We start from the raw sequence: 16,430 nt of genomic DNA, 5'->3' as shown, positions 1-16,430 counted from the left end.
CACTCGAAGCTGCGAACGAAGCGGCACGCGTGACGCATGCCGCCGTCGATCATGACAGCTTCCCGTGACAGTGCTTGTACTTCTTGCCGCTGCCGCACGGGCACGGATCGTTACGGCCGACCTTCGGCATCTCGCCGCCGGGGCCGCTGTGGAGCATCGCGCTGTCGACCATGTCGGCCGTCGCCGCCGCGGCCGCGACGGCTGCCCCGCCGGCCACCGGTGCGGCGGCTTCGGCGAACTCGGCGTGCTGGTACTCGACGTTCTCGAGATGGCTGCTGCGCTCTTCGATCTGCTCGGCTGCTTCCTCGAGCTGCTCCGGCGACTGGATCTGCACGTTCATCACGACCCGCGTGACTTCCTGCTTGATCGCCTCGAGCATCGCGGCGAACAGCTCGAACGCTTCGCGTTTGTACTCCTGCTTCGGGTTCTTCTGCGCATAACCGCGCAGGTGGATGCCCTGGCGCAGGTGGTCGAGCGCAGCGAGGTGTTCGCGCCACAGGCGGTCGACCGTCTGCAGCATCACCGAACGCTCGAACGCGCTGAACGATTCGCGGCCGACCATTGCGACCTTTGCGTCGTACTGCTCGTCGGCGGCCGTCATCACCGCGTCGAGAATTTCCTCGGCCGTGATCGACGACGACTCGTTCACCATTTCCTGGATCGCGAGATCGAGCTGCCAGTCGTTGCGCAGCGCTTCCTCGAGCTCGGGCACGTCCCACTGCTCCTCGATGCTGCCTTCCGGCACGAACTGGCGGACGACTTCGGTAATCACGCCGTGGCGCATCGCGGTGATCGTCTCCGTGATGTCGTGTGCTTCGAGCAGTTCGTTGCGCTGCTGGTAGATGACCTTGCGCTGGTCGTTCGACACGTCGTCGTATTCGAGCAGTTGCTTGCGGATGTCGAAGTTGCGCGCTTCGACCTTGCGCTGCGCGGATTCGATCGAACGCGTGACGATGCCTGCCTCGATCGCCTCGCCTTCCGGCATCTTCAGGCGATCCATGATCGAGCGCACGCGGTCGCCCGCGAAGATGCGCAGCAGCGGATCGTCGAGCGACAGGTAGAAGCGCGACGAGCCCGGATCGCCCTGGCGGCCCGCACGGCCGCGCAACTGGTTGTCGATCCGGCGCGATTCGTGGCGCTCGGTGCCGATGATGTGCAGGCCGCCCGCGGCCTTCACCTGCTCGTGCAGCGTTTCCCACTCGTCGTGCAGCTGCTGGATGCGGCGCGCCTTTTCGTCGGCCGGGATCGCTTCGTCGGCCTCGATGAACGCGGCCTGCTTCTCGGCATTGCCGCCGAGCACGATGTCGGTGCCGCGGCCGGCCATGTTGGTCGCGATCGTCACGCGGTTCGGGCGCCCGGCTTCCGCGACGATCGCCGCTTCACGCTCGTGCTGCTTCGCGTTCAGCACTTCGTGCGGCAGGCCGGCCTGCTTCAGCAGGTGCGACAGCAACTCGGAGTTCTCGATCGACGTCGTGCCGACCAGCACCGGCTGGCCGCGCTCGTAGCAGTCGCGGATGTCGCGGATCACCGCGTCGTAGCGCTCCTTGGCCGTCTTGTAGATCTGGTCCTGCTTGTCGATCCGCTTCGGCGGACGGTTGGTCGGGATCACGACCGTCTCGAGACCGTAGATCTCGTTGAATTCGTACGCTTCGGTGTCCGCGGTCCCCGTCATGCCCGCCAGCTTCGCGTACATCCGGAAGTAGTTCTGGAACGTGATCGATGCGAGCGTCTGGTTCTCGCTCTGGATCTTCACGTGTTCCTTCGCCTCGACGGCCTGGTGCAGGCCGTCGGACCAGCGGCGGCCGGCCATCAGGCGGCCCGTGAATTCATCGACGATGACCACTTCGCCGTTCTGCACGACGTAGTGCTGGTCCTTGTAGAACAGCGTGTGGGCGCGCAGCGCCGCGTACACGTGGTGCATCAGCGTGATGTTCTGCGGCGCGTACAGGCTCTCGCCGTCGCCGATCAGGCCCCATTCGGAGAGCAGCCGTTCGGCCTTCTCGTGACCCGCTTCCGTCAGGAACACCTGGCGCGACTTCTCGTCGAGCGTGTAGTCGCCCGGCTTCTCGACACCCGTGCCGTCGGCCTTCTCCTCGCCGATCTGGCGCTCGAGCAGCGGCGGCAGCGCGTTCATCCGCACGTACAGTTCGGTGTGGTCCTCTGCCTGGCCCGAGATGATCAGCGGCGTGCGCGCCTCGTCGATCAGGATCGAGTCCACTTCGTCGACGACCGCGAAGTTCAGTGCCCGCTGCACGCGCGCGTCGGTCTCGTAGACCATGTTGTCGCGTAGGTAGTCGAAGCCGAACTCGTTGTTCGTGCCGTACGTGATGTCCGCCGCGTAGGCCTGCTGCTTCTGGTCGTGCTCCATGCCGGACAGGTTGATGCCGACCGACAGACCGAGGAAGTTGTAGAGGCGCGCCATCCATTCGGCGTCACGCTGCGCGAGGTAGTCGTTGACGGTCACGACGTGCACGCCGCGCCCGGCCAGCGCATTCAGGTACACGGGCAGCGTCGCGACGAGCGTCTTGCCTTCGCCGGTGCGCATTTCCGCGATCTTGCCGTAGTGGAGCACCATGCCGCCGATCATCTGCACGTCGAAGTGCCGCATCTTCAGCACGCGGCGGCTCGCCTCGCGACAGACCGCGAACGCTTCGGGCAGCAGCTTGTCGAGCGACTCGCCGGCCGCGACCCGCTGGCGGAACTCGTCCGTCTTGCCGCGCAACTGGTCGTCCGTCAGCTTCTCGATCTGCGTTTCGAGCGCATTGATCGTCGTGACGGTCTTTTGGTATTGCTTGACGAGCCGCTGGTTGCGGCTGCCAAAAATTTTCTGGAGAAAACCGGTTGTCATCGGATCGGATCCTGCGTCGCAGCACCGGCGCCCGGCGCGTGTTGCGCGCCCCGGCGCCCGAGCCTCGGCGGCTTAGCGAATTAGTGGACTCAAACGGTGAATTTTAGCACGCGGGGACGCGTGCGCCCGCGTCTCGGCCGGACGGGCATTGCCCGCCGACAGCCGGGCGGACCGGGCGAAAGCCGCCCGTGGGCCGGCCGGCGCGGGTACAATCGGCGTCAACGTCCGCGCGCGTGCGCGCCCGAAGAATGCCTCGATGAACCGATTTTCCAAGCGTTTCGGCCCGCTCGCCGCGCATCGCCCGCAACCCGTGTCCGAAGTACTCGGCCGCACCGACGCGTTCACGGCGCTGCGCGCCGGCGTCGAGCAAATCGCGTCGCTGCAGCGCGATCTGTCCGCGCTCCTGCCCGACTATCTTGCGAATCATGTCGATCCGGGCTTCATCAAGGACGGCACCCTGACCCTCTTTGCCGCGCACAATGCGCTGGCCGCGCGGCTGCGGCAGGTCGAGCCGCGGCTGCTCGGCGATCTCCAGAAGCGCGGCTGGCCCGTCGCGACGCTACGCGTGCGCGTGCGTCCGAAGGACGCGCCGGAGCCGCCGCACGTGAAGCAGGCGCGGATGACCTCGGTCGGCGCCGCCGCATTGCGCGACCTCGCCGATCACCTCGAACCGTCGCCGCTGCAGGCCGCGCTCGCGCGAATGGCGGCCCGGCACGGCGCGAAATCGCCGCGCTGAGCGCGCCGCCGCCGACGGCCTGCCAATAAAAAAACGGCCCGCAGGCCGTTTTTTTATCGCTGATGCGGAACGCCGGTCAGGCGAACGCAGTCTGCGCGTCGAACGCGAAGCCGCTCGGCGCAGCCTGCGGATCGTCGAACGTGACGATCTCGTAGGCGTCTTCGTGCGCGAGCAGCTCGCGCAACAGCGCGTTGTTCAGCCCGTGCCCCGACTTGTACGCGGTGTACGACGCCAGCAGCGGATGGCCGACCACGTACAGGTCGCCGATCGCGTCGAGCATCTTGTGCTTCACGAACTCGTCGTCGTAGCGCAGCCCGTCGTTGTTCAGGATCCGGTATTCGTCGAGCACGATCGCGTTGTCCATGCTGCCGCCCCGCGCCAGGCCCAGCTCACGCAGCATCTCGGCTTCGTGCGCGAAGCCGAACGTGCGTGCGCGCGCGATCTCGCGCACGTACGACGTATTCGCGAAGTCGACCTCGAGCTCCTGGCCGGTCTTGTCGACGGCCGGGTGACGGAAGTCGATCGAGAACTTCAGCTTGAAGCCGAAATACGGATCGAGACGCGCGAACTTGTCGCCGTCGCGGATTTCAACCGGCTTCGTCACCTTGATGAAGCGCTTCGGCGCGTTCTGCTCCTCGATGCCGGCGGACTGGATCAGGAACACGAAGGTCGCCGCGCTGCCGTCCATGATCGGGATTTCCTCGGCCGTCACGTCGACATAGAGGTTGTCGATGCCGAGGCCGGCGCATGCCGACATCAGGTGCTCGACCGTCGACACGCGCGCACCATCCTTCTGCAGCACCGACGCGAGCCGCGTGTCGCCGATCGACATCGCCGATGCGGGAATGTCGACGGGCGTAGGCAGGTCGATGCGCGAGAAGACGATGCCCGTGCCCGGCGCGGCGGGACGGAGCGTCAGTTCAATCTTGCGACCCGAGTGGAGACCGATACCCACGGTCTTCACGATCGATTTGATGGTGCGCTGCTTCAGCATGGTGTTCTTCGTCTTGATTGAAGATATCAATCAGGAGTTATATTCAATAGACGGGATTATAGCGTAATTCCCTATTCAACGCTGTTTGAAACTGCGTATCAATCTGTTTCGGCAGTTTACCCGCGCCGATACGGGACGGGCCGATGCCCGGAACGGAGGCGTTTCCGGTCATCAGCCCGTGTTACAACTGCCCTGAGGCCGGTGAGCAGCGTTGCCGGCAGGCAACGGCGCACCGCACGATCAGGACGTCAACGTCGCGAGAACACTCGCCGCATCGCTCACTTCGAATTTGCCCGGCGCCTCGACGGCCAGCGTCTTGACCACACCGCCGTCAATCACCATCGCGTAGCGCAGGGAACGAATTCCCATGCCACGCGCGGACAAATCCTGCGTCAGCCCCAGCGCATGAGTGAAAGCCGCGCTACCGTCCGCCATCATGCGCACCTTGCCCGCGGTGTGCAGATCACGTCCCCATGCGCCCATCACGAATGCGTCGTTGACGGACACGCACCAGATCTCGTCGACACCCGCCGAGCGCAGTTGCTCGGCGTGTTCGACGTAGCCCGGTACATGCTGCGCCGAGCAGGTCGGCGTGAAAGCGCCCGGCAATCCGAAGATCACCACCCGCTTTCCCGCAACCTGGTCGCGCACGCTGAAGGCATTCGGCCCCAGCGTGCACCCTTCGCGCGTGTCGTCGATGAACTCGAACAACTGCGCGTCGGGCAGCGCGTCGCCCACTTGAATCATGGCTGGTCCCTCATAGCGATACGGTTTTTCAGCGTGTTGCGGACAGCACGGCCCATCCCGCCCCGCTTGAGCGAAGAGGGCACGTTTCCCGGCCCGGCGTCGCATCCGACGCGGCCTGTCGTGGTCCGTAGCATCCGTCACGCCGGCGATACCGCGGCGATACCGCGGCGATTCCGCCGCGGCTTCGCCTGTGTTTGCGTCAGTCAGCCTGCTTGCGCAGGAAAGCCGGGATGTCGTAGGTGTCGACACCCTTCTCCTGCAGCGCCTGCACGTGCGATGCCGCGGTTTCGCGCGAGTTGCGCCACACCGCCGGCGTATCGAGCGCGCCGTAGTCGGCCGTGCTGACGTGATGCGGCTGCGCATAGCCGTGCGACACCGCGCTGACCGGCTGGTTGTCCGTACCCGTGCGCAGCAGCGTCATCGGCGCCGACTGCTGCTTCTTCGCCGCACGGCCCAGACCCGTCGCCACGACCGTCACGCGCAACGCATCGCCCATCGCGTCGTCGTACACCGCACCGAAGATCACCGTGGCATCTTCCGCCGCGTAGCTCTTGATCGTGTTCATCACTTCGCGCGTTTCCGACAGGCGCAGCGAACGGCTCGACGTGATGTTGACCAGCACGCCGCGCGCGCCCGACAGATCGACGCCTTCGAGCAGCGGGCTCGCCACGGCCTGTTCCGCCGCGAGGCGTGCGCGATCGACGCCGGCGACCGTCGCCGTGCCCATCATCGCCTTGCCCTGCTCGCCCATCACCGTCTTCACGTCTTCGAAGTCGACGTTCACGAGGCCATCGACGTTGATGATTTCAGCGATGCCTGCGACCGCGTTGTTCAACACGTCGTCCGCGCACTGGAAGCACTTGTCCATCTCGGCGTCGTCGCCCATCACGTCGAACAGCTTGTCGTTCAGTACGACGATCAGCGAGTCGACGTGATCCTCCAGTTGCTGCGAACCTGCTTCGGCGACGCGCATGCGCTTGCCGCCTTCGAACTCGAACGGCTTGCTGACGACACCGACCGTCAGGATGCCCATCTCTTTCGCGATCTGCGCGACCACCGGTGCCGCGCCCGTGCCCGTACCGCCGCCCATGCCGGCCGTAATGAACACCATGTGCGCGCCGCGCAGTGCGTCGGCGATGCGCTCACGCGCTTCTTCCGCTGCCGCACGGCCCATTTCCGGCTTCGCACCGGCGCCGAGGCCCGTGTTGCCAAGCTGGATCACCGACGATGCGCGCGAACGCGACAGCGCCTGGGCGTCCGTGTTCATCACGATGAAGTCGACGCCCTGCACGCCGCGGTTGATCATGTGCTGTACGGCATTGCCGCCAGCGCCGCCAACGCCGACCACCTTGATGATGGTGCCGTTGGTCTCGGTTTCCAGCATTTCGAATTCCATGTTGCCTCCGTCAAGAGAATGACTGCTAATCGGCCGTTATTCGGCAGGAGATCGGGCAACCCCCTGTCGCGCGCCAGCCGCCGGCACCAGCGCGAATTTCGATTCGGTTCGTCAAAAGTTGCTCAGGAACCATTCCTTCATCCGCGAGAACACCTGCCCCGCGTTGCCGGACTGCACGGCGACCTTGCGGCCGCGCATGCGCTGAGCACTGCCTTCGACGAGCAGCCCCATCGCCGTCGAGTAGCGCGGATTGCGCACGACGTCGGAGAGGCCGCCTGCATACTCCGGCGCGCCGATGCGCACCGGTTTCAGGAAAATGTCTTCGCCGAGCTCGACCATGCCCGGCATCATCGCGGCACCGCCGGTAATGACCACGCCGGAGCTCAGCAGTTCTTCGTAACCCGACTCGCGCACGACCTGCTGCACGAGCGAGAACAGTTCCTCGACGCGCGGCTCGATCACGGCCGCGAGCGCCTGGCGCGACAGCGTGCGCGGGCCGCGCTCGCCGAGGCCCGGCACTTCGACCATCTCGTCCGGATCGGCGAGCGCCTGCTTCGCGATCCCGTAGCCAACCTTGATGTCTTCCGCATCCGGCGTCGGCGTGCGCAGCGCCATCGCGATGTCGCTCGTGATCTGGTCGCCGGCGATCGGAATCACCGCGGTGTGGCGGATCGCGCCTTCGGCGAAGATCGCGATGTCCGTCGTGCCGCCGCCGACGTCGACCAGCACCACGCCGAGATCCTTCTCGTCTTCCGTCAGCACGGCCAGCGACGACGCGAGCGGCTGCAGGATCAGGTCGTTCACTTCCAGCCCGCAGCGGCGCACGCACTTGACGATGTTCTGCGCGGCGCTCACCGCGCCCGTCACGATGTGCACCTTCACCTCGAGGCGGATGCCGCTCATCCCGATCGGCTCGCGCACGTCTTCCTGGCCGTCGATGATGAATTCCTGCGTGAGGATGTGCAGCACCTGCTGGTCGGTCGGGATGTTGATCGCCTTCGCGGTCTCGATCACGCGTGCGACGTCGGTCTGCGTGACTTCCTTGTCCTTGATCGCGACCATCCCGCTCGAGTTGAAGCTGCGGATGTGGCTGCCCGCGATCCCCGTGAACACGTTGGTGATCTTGCAGTCGGCCATCAGCTCGGCTTCCTCGAGCGCGCGCTGGATCGACTGCACGGTGGCCTCGATGTTGACCACCACACCTTTCTTCAGACCCTTCGACTCGCTCTGGCCGAGACCGATCACCTCGTAGTGACCCTCGCCCTTCAGCTCGGCGACGATGGCCACCACCTTCGACGTGCCGATGTCGAGGGAAACCAGCAGATCCTTGTAGTCTTTGCTCATAAAGTGCTCTTGCGTGTGATCTCTCGTTACTTCTTGCGCTTGTCGGTATCGGTCAGGAACCGCATGCCTGCCGCGCGAATCGCGAATCCGTTCGGATAGCGCAGGTCCGCGTACTCGATGTCGTTGCCCCAACGCTCCGTGACGGCCGGCCAGGCCGCGACAAGGCGCTGGCTCCGGTCATGCAGCGATTCGCTGTTGCGCTCCTTGCCCAGCTCGACCTGCATGCCGTTCGACAGCTTCACCGTCCACGCGTACCGCGCCGACAGCGTCACTTCTTCCGGCGCCGCCTTCAGCGGCGCAAACCATTTCCCGAAGTCGCGATACCGCGTGACGACTTCCTTCGCACTGCCCTCCGGGCCGTCGAACGCCGGCAGTTCCTTGTCCAGTTCGCCCTGGTTCGCGGTGAACAGCTCGCCGTCGACGCTCACGAGCTGGTCGCTGCCCCAGGTCCCGAGCGGTTTGTACTCCTCGAGCGTGACAGCCAGCGCATTCGGCCACACCCGGCGCACGCTCGCATGCCGCACCCACGGCATCTGCTCGAACGCGGCGCGCGCCGTGTCGAGATCCACCGTGAAGAAATTGCCCTTCAGCCGGCCGACCACGCCCGCGCGCACCGTCGGCGAGTTGATGTGTTCGGTGTCGCCGTCGATCCGGATTTCCCGCAGCGCGAACGTCGGGCGCTGGATCAGCCAGTAGCAGCCGGCCGCCGCCAACACGAGCAGCAGCAGCGCGTACAGCGCGCTGGCGGCAAGGTTGAGTTGGCGAACGTTGTTCCACATACGTCGTTCCGTTCCTGCGTCAGTCGTTGAGCGTGAGCGACAGCACCTTCACGACCAGCTCCGAATAGCTGATGCCGACCGCGCGCGCAGCCTTCGGCGGCAGCGAGTGGTCGGTCATCCCGGGGGCCGTGTTCACTTCCAGGAAATACGCATTGCCGGTCGCGTCGAGCATGAAATCCGCGCGGCCCCAGTCGGTGCAGCCGAGCACGTCGAACGCGCGGCGCGCGATGCGCTTCAGTTCCGCTTCCTGTTCGGCCGGCAAGCCGCACGGGATCAGGTACTGCGTATCGTCGGCGACATACTTCGCGTGGTAGTCGTAGAACTCGCCCGCCGGCACGATCTTGATCAGCGGCAGATCGAGATCGCCGGCGATGCACGCGGTGTATTCGCCGCCGCCTTCGATGCTCTTCTCGACGATCACGATCTTGTCGTGCGTCGCGGCTTCCGCGAGCGCGGCCGGCAACGCGTCGGCCGTCTTCACCTTCAGCACCGCGACGCTCGAGCCCTCGCTCGCCGGCTTCACGAACAGCGGCAGGCCGAGCTTCGCGACGATGTCGGTCGCGCGCGCCGCGAGGTCGTCGCTGCGCATCACCGTCTCGAACGGCGGCGTCGGCACGCCCGTCTGCTGCCACACGAGCTTCGTGCGGAACTTGTCGAGGCCGAGCGCCGACCCGAGCACGCCGCTGCCCGTGTAGCGAATCCCGTAGAAATCGAGCGCGCCCTGGATCTGGCCGTTCTCGCCGTAGCCGCCGTGCAGCGCGATGAACGCGCGCTCGAAGCCCTCGTCCTTGAGCGCCGCCAGCGGTCGCTCGGCCGGATCGAACGGATGCGCGTCGATGCCCGCATCGCGCAGGCCCTGCAGCACGAGGCGGCCCGAGGTAAGCGACACCTCGCGCTCGGCGGACTCGCCGCCGAACAACACCGCCACCTTGCCGAAACGTTTCGGATCGATCCCGCTCATGTCATGCCTTCTGTTGTGTGTGTTGCACGAGCTTCGCCGGCACGCCGCCGATCGAACCCGCGCCCATCGTGATCACCACGTCGCCGTTCTGCGCGACCTTCGCCAATGCGTCCGGCACGTCGTCGACCGTCGCGACGAACACCGGGTCAACCTTCCCGACCGCGCGCAGCGCACGCGACAGCGCGTCGCCGTTGGCCGTCGAGATCGCGGCCTCGCCGGCCGCGTAGACTTCCGTCAGCACCAGCGCATCGACCGTCGACAGCACGTTGACGAAATCGTCGAAGCAGTCGCGCGTGCGCGTGTAGCGGTGCGGCTGGAACGCCAGCACGAGGCGACGGCCCGGGAACGCGCCGCGCGCGGCCGCAATCGTCGCGGCCATCTCGACCGGGTGATGGCCGTAGTCGTCGATCAGCGTGTACTGGCCGCCGTCCGCGGTCGGCACCTCGCCGTAACGCTGGAAGCGCCGGCCGACGCCGTTGAATTCCGCCAGCGCCTGCTGGATCGCGTCGTCCGCCACGCCGAGGTCGGTCGCGATCGCGATCGCTGCGAGCGCGTTCTGCACGTTGTGCAGGCCCGGCATGTTCAGCACGACCGCGAGCGGCGCGCGCCCTTCGCGGATCACCGTGAAATACATCCGGCCGGCGCGCGCGTCGATGTCTTCCGCGCGCACCTGCGCGTCCGGCGACAGGCCGTAGCGCACGACCGGCTTCGAGATGAACGGGATGATCTGCCGCACGTTCGGATCGTCGACGCACACGACCGCGCTGCCGTAGAACGGCAGGCGCTGCGTGAATTCGATGAACGCCTGCTTGAGCCGCGCGAAATCGTGGCCGTAGGTGTCCATGTGGTCGGCGTCGATGTTCGTGATGACTTCGATCACCGGATACAGGTTCAGGAACGACGCATCCGACTCGTCGGCCTCGGCGACGATGAAATCGCCGGTGCCGAGCCGCGCGTTCGCGCCTGCGCTGATCAGCCGCCCGCCGATCACGAAGGTCGGATCGAGGCCGCCCGCCGCGAGCACGCTCGCGACGAGGCTCGTCGTCGTGGTCTTGCCGTGCGTGCCGGCGATCGCGATCCCCTGCTTCAGGCGCATCAGCTCCGCGAGCATCACCGCGCGCTGCACGATCGGCACGCGCTGGTGGCGCGCGGCCAGCACTTCCGGGTTGTCCGAGCGCACGGCCGTCGACACGACGACCGCGTTCGCGCCCTCGATGTTCGCCGCGTCGTGGCCGATCGCGATCCGTGCGCCCAGCGCCTGGAGACGATCGGTCACCGCGTTGCGCGACAGGTCCGAGCCGCTGACTTCGTAGCCGAGGTTGACGAGCACTTCGGCGATGCCGCTCATGCCCGCGCCGCCGATTCCGACGAAATGAATGTGTTTGACGATGTGTTTCATTGCAATATTTCCAGGTTCGCGCCGGCCACCTTCGCGCAAATGCGCGCGACTTCATCGGTGGCCTCCGGCTTCGCCAATGAGCGCGAACGTTCCGCCATGTCCGCGAGCGACGCCCGCGTCTGGCCGCGCAGCCAGTCGGCGAGCAAATCCGCCGACAGGTCGCGTTGTTGCACCAGCACCGCCGCGCCCGCATCGGCGAGGAACGCGGCGTTGGTCGTCTGGTGATCGTCGACCGCATACGGGAACGGCACGAACAGCGCCGCCACGCCCACCGCCGCGATCTCCGACACCGTCATCGCGCCCGACCGGCAGATCACGAGATCCGCCGCCGCATACGCGGCCGCCATGTCGTCGATGAACGGTACGAGCCGCACGTCCTCGCCAGCCGCAAAACCGGCCGCTTCGTAATTCGCCTTCAGCACGTCGATATGCTTCGCGCCCGCCTGGTGCACGATCCGTGGGCGTTCACCCGGCGCCAGCATCGCCAGCGCGCAGGGCACGACTTCATTCAGCGCGGCCGCGCCGAGGCTGCCGCCGACGACCAGCACGTTCAGCGGGCCGCTGCGCGATGCATAGCGTGCTTTGGGCGGTTCCGTGCGCGCAAGTTCCGTGCGAATCGGGTTGCCGGTCCATTCCGCGTGCGGCAGTGCGTCAGGGAACGCGACGAGCACGCGTTTCGCGAATTTCGCGAGCACCTTGTTCGTCAGGCCCGCAATCGAATTCTGTTCATGCAGCACGAGCGGACGGCCCGACAGCGCGGTCATCACGCCCGCCGGGAACGTGATGTAGCCACCCATCCCGAGCACGACGTCCGGCCGCACGCGGCGCAACGCGCCGAGGCTCTGCCAGCACGCGCGCAGCAGGTTGAGCGGCAGCGTCAGCTTGGTCTTCAGGCCCTTGCCGCGCAGTCCGCCGAACCGCACGTACTCCATCGGGATGCCGTGCTTCGGCACGAGCGTCGCTTCCATCCCGGCCGGATTGCCGAGCCACACGACGCGCCAGCCCGCCGCTTCCATCCGGTGCGCGACCGCGAGCCCCGGGAACACGTGCCCCCCGGTGCCGCCTGCCATCACCATCAGCGTGCGTCGCGACGCGGTCATACCTTCCCTCCCCGCATCAGCAAGAATGAACGAGCGTTTTGGCTACGGCCGCTGCGCTTAACTTCGCACGCTTCGCGCACGAAGTTAGCCTTCGCCGAAATCGCGTACTGACACGGGGAGGTCATACCTTCCCTCCCCGCATCAGTACGCGATTTTCATAGTCGACCCGCAGCAGCACCGCGAGCGCGACGCAGTTCAGCAGAATGCCCGAGCCGCCGTAGCTCACCAGCGGCAGCGTCAGGCCCTTGGTCGGCAGCAGCCCGAGGTTCACGCCCATGTTGATGAACGCCTGCGCGCCGAACCAGATACCGATGCCCTTCGCCGTCAGCCCCGCGAACGTGCGGTCGAGCGCGAGCGCCTGACGGCCGATCTCGAACGCACGGCGCACGATCCAGTAGAACAGCAGGATCACGACCATCACGCCGATGAAACCGAGTTCCTCGCCGATCACCGCGAGGATGAAGTCGGTATGCGCTTCCGGCAGGTAATTGAGCTTCTCGACGCTGCCGCCAAGGCCGACGCCGAACCATTCGCCGCGGCCGAACGCGATCAGCGAATGCGTGAGCTGGTAGGCCTTGCCCTGCGCGTAGCGCTCGTCCCACGGGTCGAGATACGCGAAGATCCGCTCGCGACGCCACGGCGACAGCCACACGAGCATCGTGAACGTGCCGACCGCCGTCGCGACGAGGCCGCCGAACAGCTTGCCGTTCACGCCACCGAGGAACAGCACGCCCATCGCGATCGCGGCGATCACCATGAATGCGCCCATGTCCGGCTCGAGCAGCAGCAGCGCGCCGACGAGGCCCACCGCGCAAGCCATCGGCAGGAAGCCCTTCGCGAAGCTCTGCATGTATTCCTGCTTGCGCACCGTGTAGTTCGCCGCGTAGATCGTCACCGCGAGCTTCATGACTTCCGACGGTTGCATGTTCGTGATGCCGAGCGGAATCCAGCGGCGCGCGCCGTTCACGCCCTTGCCGACGTGCGGGATCAGCACGATCACGAGGCTGACGAGCGCGATAAGGAAGAGATGCGGCGCGTACTTGTCCCACGTCGACACGGGCACGCGGAACGCGATCACCGCCGCGATGAACGCGACGACGAGCGACACGCAGTGGCGCATCAGGAACGCGTAATCGTGATACGACGCGTATTTCGGCGAATCGGGCATTGCAATCGACGCCGAGTACACCATCACGACGCCAAGCCCGAGCAACGCGATCGCCACCCACAGAAGCGAGTAGTCGAAGTCGAGCATCCGCGAGCGGCTCGGGCGCACGCCATTGACGACGCTCGCGAGGCCGCCCGTCGCGGCGCGCGTGGCCGACGCGACGCGACCGCCCGCGGCGTTGCCGCCGGCATCGCGCCGATCGTTGAAACGGGAGACGAGGCGATCGGACCAGCTCATGGCGTCGCTCCTTTGTCGATGGCGATTTCGTCGACCGCCGCGCGGAACACATCCGCGCGATGGGCGTAGTTCCTGAACATGTCGAGGCTCGCGCACGCGGGCGACAGCAGCACCGCGTCACCCGGCTCCGCCAGGTCGGCCGCCGCGTGCACCGCGCCTTCGAGCGTCGCATGCTCGGCGAGCGGCACGCCCGTTTCGGCGAGCGTGTCGCGAATCGCCGGTGCGTCGCGACCGATCAGCATCACCGCGCGGCACCAGCGCGCGACCGGCGCGACCAGCGGCGCGAAATCCTGCCCCTTGCCGTCGCCACCGGCGATCAGCACGATCCTCTGCGCGAGCCCGTCGAGCGCGGCAACCGTCGCGCCCACGTTCGTGCCCTTGCTGTCGTCGACGTAGTCCACGTCATCGATCGTCGCGATCACTTCGACGCGATGCGCCTCGCCGCGGTATTCGCGCAGCGCGTGCAGCAGCGGCGCGGCCGGCAGGTCGATTGCACGCGCGAGCGCGAACGCGGCCAGCGCGTTCGCCGCGTTGTGCAGCCCGCGGATGCGCAGCGCATCGGCCGGCATCAGGCGCTTCTGCGCGATGTCGGGCGTATGCGCGGCGTCGCGCTTGCGCCGGCGGGTCGGCGCCGCTTCATCCGGCGCGTCGCGATCGACGGCTTCCACCAGCCACGCAATGCCGTTGTCGCGCGACAGCCCGTAGTCGCCGTCCTGCGTCGGCTCGTTCAGGCCGAACGTGACCGTGCGCGGCGCGTCTGCCACGCCCGCTGCCGGCGCGAACTTCATCACGGCCGCATCGTCGCGGTTCAGCACGCGCGTCGTCGTCGCGCCGAAGATCCGGCCCTTTGCCTGCGCGTACGCATCGAAGCTGCCGTGCCAGTCGAGGTGGTCCTGCGTGATGTTGAGGATCGCGGCCGCATCCGGCGCGAACGTGCGCGCGGTCTCGAGCTGGAAGCTCGACAGTTCGAGCACCCACACGTCGGGCAGCGCCGTTTCGTCGATCGCGCCCGCGAGCCGGTCGAGCATCGCCGGGCTGATGTTGCCTGCGACGGCGACCTTCTTGCCCGCGCGCTGGCACAGCAGGCCCGTAAGGCTCGTCGTCGTGGTCTTGCCGTTGGTGCCGGTGATCGCGAGCACCTTCGGCTGGTAGCCGCTCGTGCCGAGCGCGCGCAGCGCCTGCGCGAAGAATTCCAGCTCGCCCCACACCGCGATCCCGCGCTCGTTCGCGGCCGCGACCAGCGCCGCGAGCGCCGGCTCGAGCGGCGACAGGCCAGGGCTCAGCCCGACGATCTCGACGCCGCCGTCGAGCAGCGCGGGCGCGAACGCCCCGCCGACGAATTCCGCATCGATACCTTCGGCCTGCAGCGCGGCAAGGTTGGGCGGCGCCTCGCGGGTATCGGCAATTCGCAGCCGGCACCCGTGCCTCGCGCACCATCGCGCGATCGCGAGACCCGATTCCCCGAGCCCCAGTACGAGCACCATCGGCCGTTGCCGATCTCCAAACATCTCGCCAGACATCCTTGTTACCTTTCCTTTACCGCAACTTGAGGGTGGTCAGACCGAACAGGCACAGCATCAGCGTGATGATCCAGAAACGCACCACCACCTGCGTTTCCTTCCAGCCGGACAATTCGAAATGGTGATGCAGCGGCGCCATCTTCAGCAGGCGCCGCCCTTCCCCGTAGCGCTTTTTCGTGTACTTGAACCACGAAACCTGCAGCATCACCGACAGCGTTTCCGCGACGAAGATGCCACCCATGATGAACAGCACGATTTCCTGGCGCACGATCACCGCGACCGTGCCGAGCGCGCCGCCGAGTGCCAGCGCGCCCACGTCGCCCATGAACACCTGCGCGGGGTGCGTGTTGAACCAGAGGAACGCGAGCCCTGCCCCGCCCATCGCGGAACAGAAGATCAGCAGTTCGCCCGCGCCCGGGATGTGCGGGAACAGCAGGTATTTTGAATAGACCGCGCTGCCCATCACGTACGCGAACACACCGAGCGACGCACCGACCAGCACGACCGGCATGATCACGAGACCGTCGAGGCCGTCGGTCAGGTTCACCGCGTTGCTCGCGCCGACGATGACGAAGTAGGTCAGCACGATGAAGCCCCACACGCCGAGCGGGTAGCTGATCGACTTCAGGAACGGCAGCATCAGGTCGGCGCGGGCCGGCAGCCCCATCGACAGGCCGCTGCGCACCCACGCCATGAACAGGTCGAACACGCGCACGTTGTTCGCCTCGGACACGCTGAAGGCGAGGTAGACGGCCGCGAACAGCCCGATCACCGACTGCCAGAAATACTTCTCGCGGGACGACATCCCGCGCGGGTCCTTGTGGACGACCTTGCGGTAATCGTCGACCCAGCCGATCACGCCGAAACCGAACGTGACGAGCATCACGATCCAGATGAAACGGTTCGTCAGGTCGCCCCACAGCAGCGTCGCGACCGCGATGCCGATCAGGATCAGCACGCCGCCCATCGTCGGCGTGCCGGACTTGACGAGGTGAGTCTGCGGGCCGTCCTTGCGCACGGCCTGCCCGACCTTCATTTGCGTCAGCTTGCGGATCACCCACGGACCGCACACGAGCCCGATCCCCAGCGCGGTGATGGTGGCCATCACCGCCCGGAACGTGAGGTACGTGAACAAGCGCAAAAAGCTTGCGTCTCCTTGCAGCCATTGCGCCAGCGCCAGCAGCATGCTTCCTTCCTTCTA

The 16,430-nt window shown here is 66.5% G+C and carries 13 protein-coding genes; 1 reads left to right on the top strand and 12 read right to left on the bottom strand.

The features are described from left to right. Window positions 1-49: 49 nt before the first annotated feature. On the bottom strand, window positions 50-2,848 hold the full coding sequence (gene secA, locus ABD05_RS08435; RefSeq protein WP_047899725.1) for a preprotein translocase subunit SecA: 2,799 nt from the start codon (window positions 2,846-2,848) through the stop codon (window positions 50-52). 256 nt (window positions 2,849-3,104) lie between these two features. On the opposite strand from secA, the gene ABD05_RS08430 reads away from it, so the two are divergent. Further along, window positions 3,105-3,584 carry a DciA family protein gene (locus ABD05_RS08430; protein WP_047899724.1) on the top strand — a complete coding sequence of 160 codons (480 nt, stop codon included), beginning with the start codon at window positions 3,105-3,107 and terminating at the stop codon, window positions 3,582-3,584. 76 nt (window positions 3,585-3,660) lie between these two features. On the opposite strand, the gene lpxC is transcribed toward ABD05_RS08430, so the two are convergent. From lpxC to mraY, 11 genes are all read right to left on the bottom strand, one after another. Continuing rightward, complete coding sequence (gene lpxC / locus ABD05_RS08425) at window positions 3,661-4,578, bottom strand: UDP-3-O-acyl-N-acetylglucosamine deacetylase (protein WP_047899723.1); 918 nt, start codon at window positions 4,576-4,578, stop codon at window positions 3,661-3,663. Between the two features lie 240 nt (window positions 4,579-4,818). After that, the gene (locus ABD05_RS08420; RefSeq protein ID WP_047899722.1) at window positions 4,819-5,325 is read right to left on the bottom strand and encodes a peroxiredoxin; all 507 of its coding nucleotides are present in this window, start codon (window positions 5,323-5,325) and stop codon (window positions 4,819-4,821) included. Window positions 5,326-5,524: 199 nt separating this feature from the next. After that, window positions 5,525-6,721: a cell division protein FtsZ gene (ftsZ, locus tag ABD05_RS08415; RefSeq protein ID WP_006477012.1), complete on the bottom strand. Its 1,197-nt coding sequence runs from the start codon at window positions 6,719-6,721 to the stop codon at window positions 5,525-5,527. Between the two features lie 111 nt (window positions 6,722-6,832). Beyond that, the gene (gene ftsA, locus ABD05_RS08410) at window positions 6,833-8,065 is read right to left on the bottom strand and encodes a cell division protein FtsA (RefSeq protein ID WP_034182640.1); all 1,233 of its coding nucleotides are present in this window, start codon (window positions 8,063-8,065) and stop codon (window positions 6,833-6,835) included. A 26-nt stretch (window positions 8,066-8,091) separates the two neighbouring features. After that, window positions 8,092-8,844, bottom strand: a complete 753-nt coding sequence (locus ABD05_RS08405; protein ID WP_047899721.1) for a cell division protein FtsQ/DivIB — start codon at window positions 8,842-8,844, stop codon at window positions 8,092-8,094. Window positions 8,845-8,863: 19 nt separating this feature from the next. Continuing rightward, window positions 8,864-9,805, bottom strand: coding sequence for a D-alanine--D-alanine ligase (locus ABD05_RS08400; RefSeq protein WP_047899720.1), 942 nt, complete (start codon window positions 9,803-9,805; stop codon window positions 8,864-8,866). A 1-nt stretch (window position 9,806) separates the two neighbouring features. Next, complete coding sequence (gene murC / locus ABD05_RS08395) at window positions 9,807-11,204, bottom strand: UDP-N-acetylmuramate--L-alanine ligase (RefSeq protein WP_047899719.1); 1,398 nt, start codon at window positions 11,202-11,204, stop codon at window positions 9,807-9,809. Further along, window positions 11,201-12,304: an undecaprenyldiphospho-muramoylpentapeptide beta-N-acetylglucosaminyltransferase gene (gene murG, locus ABD05_RS08390; RefSeq protein ID WP_047899718.1), complete on the bottom strand. Its 1,104-nt coding sequence runs from the start codon at window positions 12,302-12,304 to the stop codon at window positions 11,201-11,203. The genes murC and murG overlap by 4 nt, the downstream gene beginning before the upstream one ends. 121 nt (window positions 12,305-12,425) lie before the next feature. Next, the gene (gene ftsW / locus ABD05_RS08385) at window positions 12,426-13,709 is read right to left on the bottom strand and encodes a putative lipid II flippase FtsW (RefSeq protein ID WP_047899717.1); all 1,284 of its coding nucleotides are present in this window, start codon (window positions 13,707-13,709) and stop codon (window positions 12,426-12,428) included. Beyond that, entirely contained in the window at window positions 13,706-15,217 is a 1,512-nt protein-coding gene (gene murD, locus ABD05_RS08380) for a UDP-N-acetylmuramoyl-L-alanine--D-glutamate ligase (RefSeq protein WP_047899716.1), read from the bottom strand. The genes ftsW and murD overlap by 4 nt, the downstream gene beginning before the upstream one ends. A gap of 28 nt (window positions 15,218-15,245) precedes the next feature. Beyond that, a complete protein-coding gene (gene mraY, locus ABD05_RS08375) occupies window positions 15,246-16,415 on the bottom strand; it encodes a phospho-N-acetylmuramoyl-pentapeptide-transferase (protein WP_047899715.1) in 1,170 nt (389 codons plus the stop codon). Window positions 16,416-16,430: the final 15 nt, after the last annotated feature.

It is taken from the genome of Burkholderia pyrrocinia (genome assembly GCF_001028665.1).
GTDB lineage: Bacteria > Pseudomonadota > Gammaproteobacteria > Burkholderiales > Burkholderiaceae > Burkholderia > Burkholderia pyrrocinia.
This window is presented reverse-complemented; position numbering and strand designations above follow the sequence as displayed.

Excerpts from the sequence above, each read along its gene's own strand:
- ftsW (WP_047899717.1), bottom strand. The coding sequence starts at position 13,709 with ATGAGCTGGTCCGATCGCCTCGTCTCCCGTTTCAACGATCGGCGCGAT.
- murG (WP_047899718.1), bottom strand. The coding sequence starts at position 12,304 with ATGACCGCGTCGCGACGCACGCTGATGGTGATGGCAGGCGGCACCGGG.
- murC (WP_047899719.1), bottom strand. The coding sequence starts at position 11,204 with ATGAAACACATCGTCAAACACATTCATTTCGTCGGAATCGGCGGCGCG.
- mraY (WP_047899715.1), bottom strand. The coding sequence starts at position 16,415 with ATGCTGCTGGCGCTGGCGCAATGGCTGCAAGGAGACGCAAGCTTTTTG.
- lpxC (WP_047899723.1), bottom strand. The coding sequence starts at position 4,578 with ATGCTGAAGCAGCGCACCATCAAATCGATCGTGAAGACCGTGGGTATC.
- ABD05_RS08420 (WP_047899722.1), bottom strand. The coding sequence starts at position 5,325 with ATGATTCAAGTGGGCGACGCGCTGCCCGACGCGCAGTTGTTCGAGTTC.
- ABD05_RS08405 (WP_047899721.1), bottom strand. The coding sequence starts at position 8,844 with ATGTGGAACAACGTTCGCCAACTCAACCTTGCCGCCAGCGCGCTGTAC.
- ABD05_RS08400 (WP_047899720.1), bottom strand. The coding sequence starts at position 9,805 with ATGAGCGGGATCGATCCGAAACGTTTCGGCAAGGTGGCGGTGTTGTTC.
- secA (WP_047899725.1), bottom strand. The coding sequence starts at position 2,848 with ATGACAACCGGTTTTCTCCAGAAAATTTTTGGCAGCCGCAACCAGCGG.
- ftsA (WP_034182640.1), bottom strand. The coding sequence starts at position 8,065 with ATGAGCAAAGACTACAAGGATCTGCTGGTTTCCCTCGACATCGGCACG.
- ftsZ (WP_006477012.1), bottom strand. The coding sequence starts at position 6,721 with ATGGAATTCGAAATGCTGGAAACCGAGACCAACGGCACCATCATCAAG.
- murD (WP_047899716.1), bottom strand. The coding sequence starts at position 15,217 with ATGTTTGGAGATCGGCAACGGCCGATGGTGCTCGTACTGGGGCTCGGG.
- ABD05_RS08430 (WP_047899724.1), top strand. The coding sequence starts at position 3,105 with ATGAACCGATTTTCCAAGCGTTTCGGCCCGCTCGCCGCGCATCGCCCG.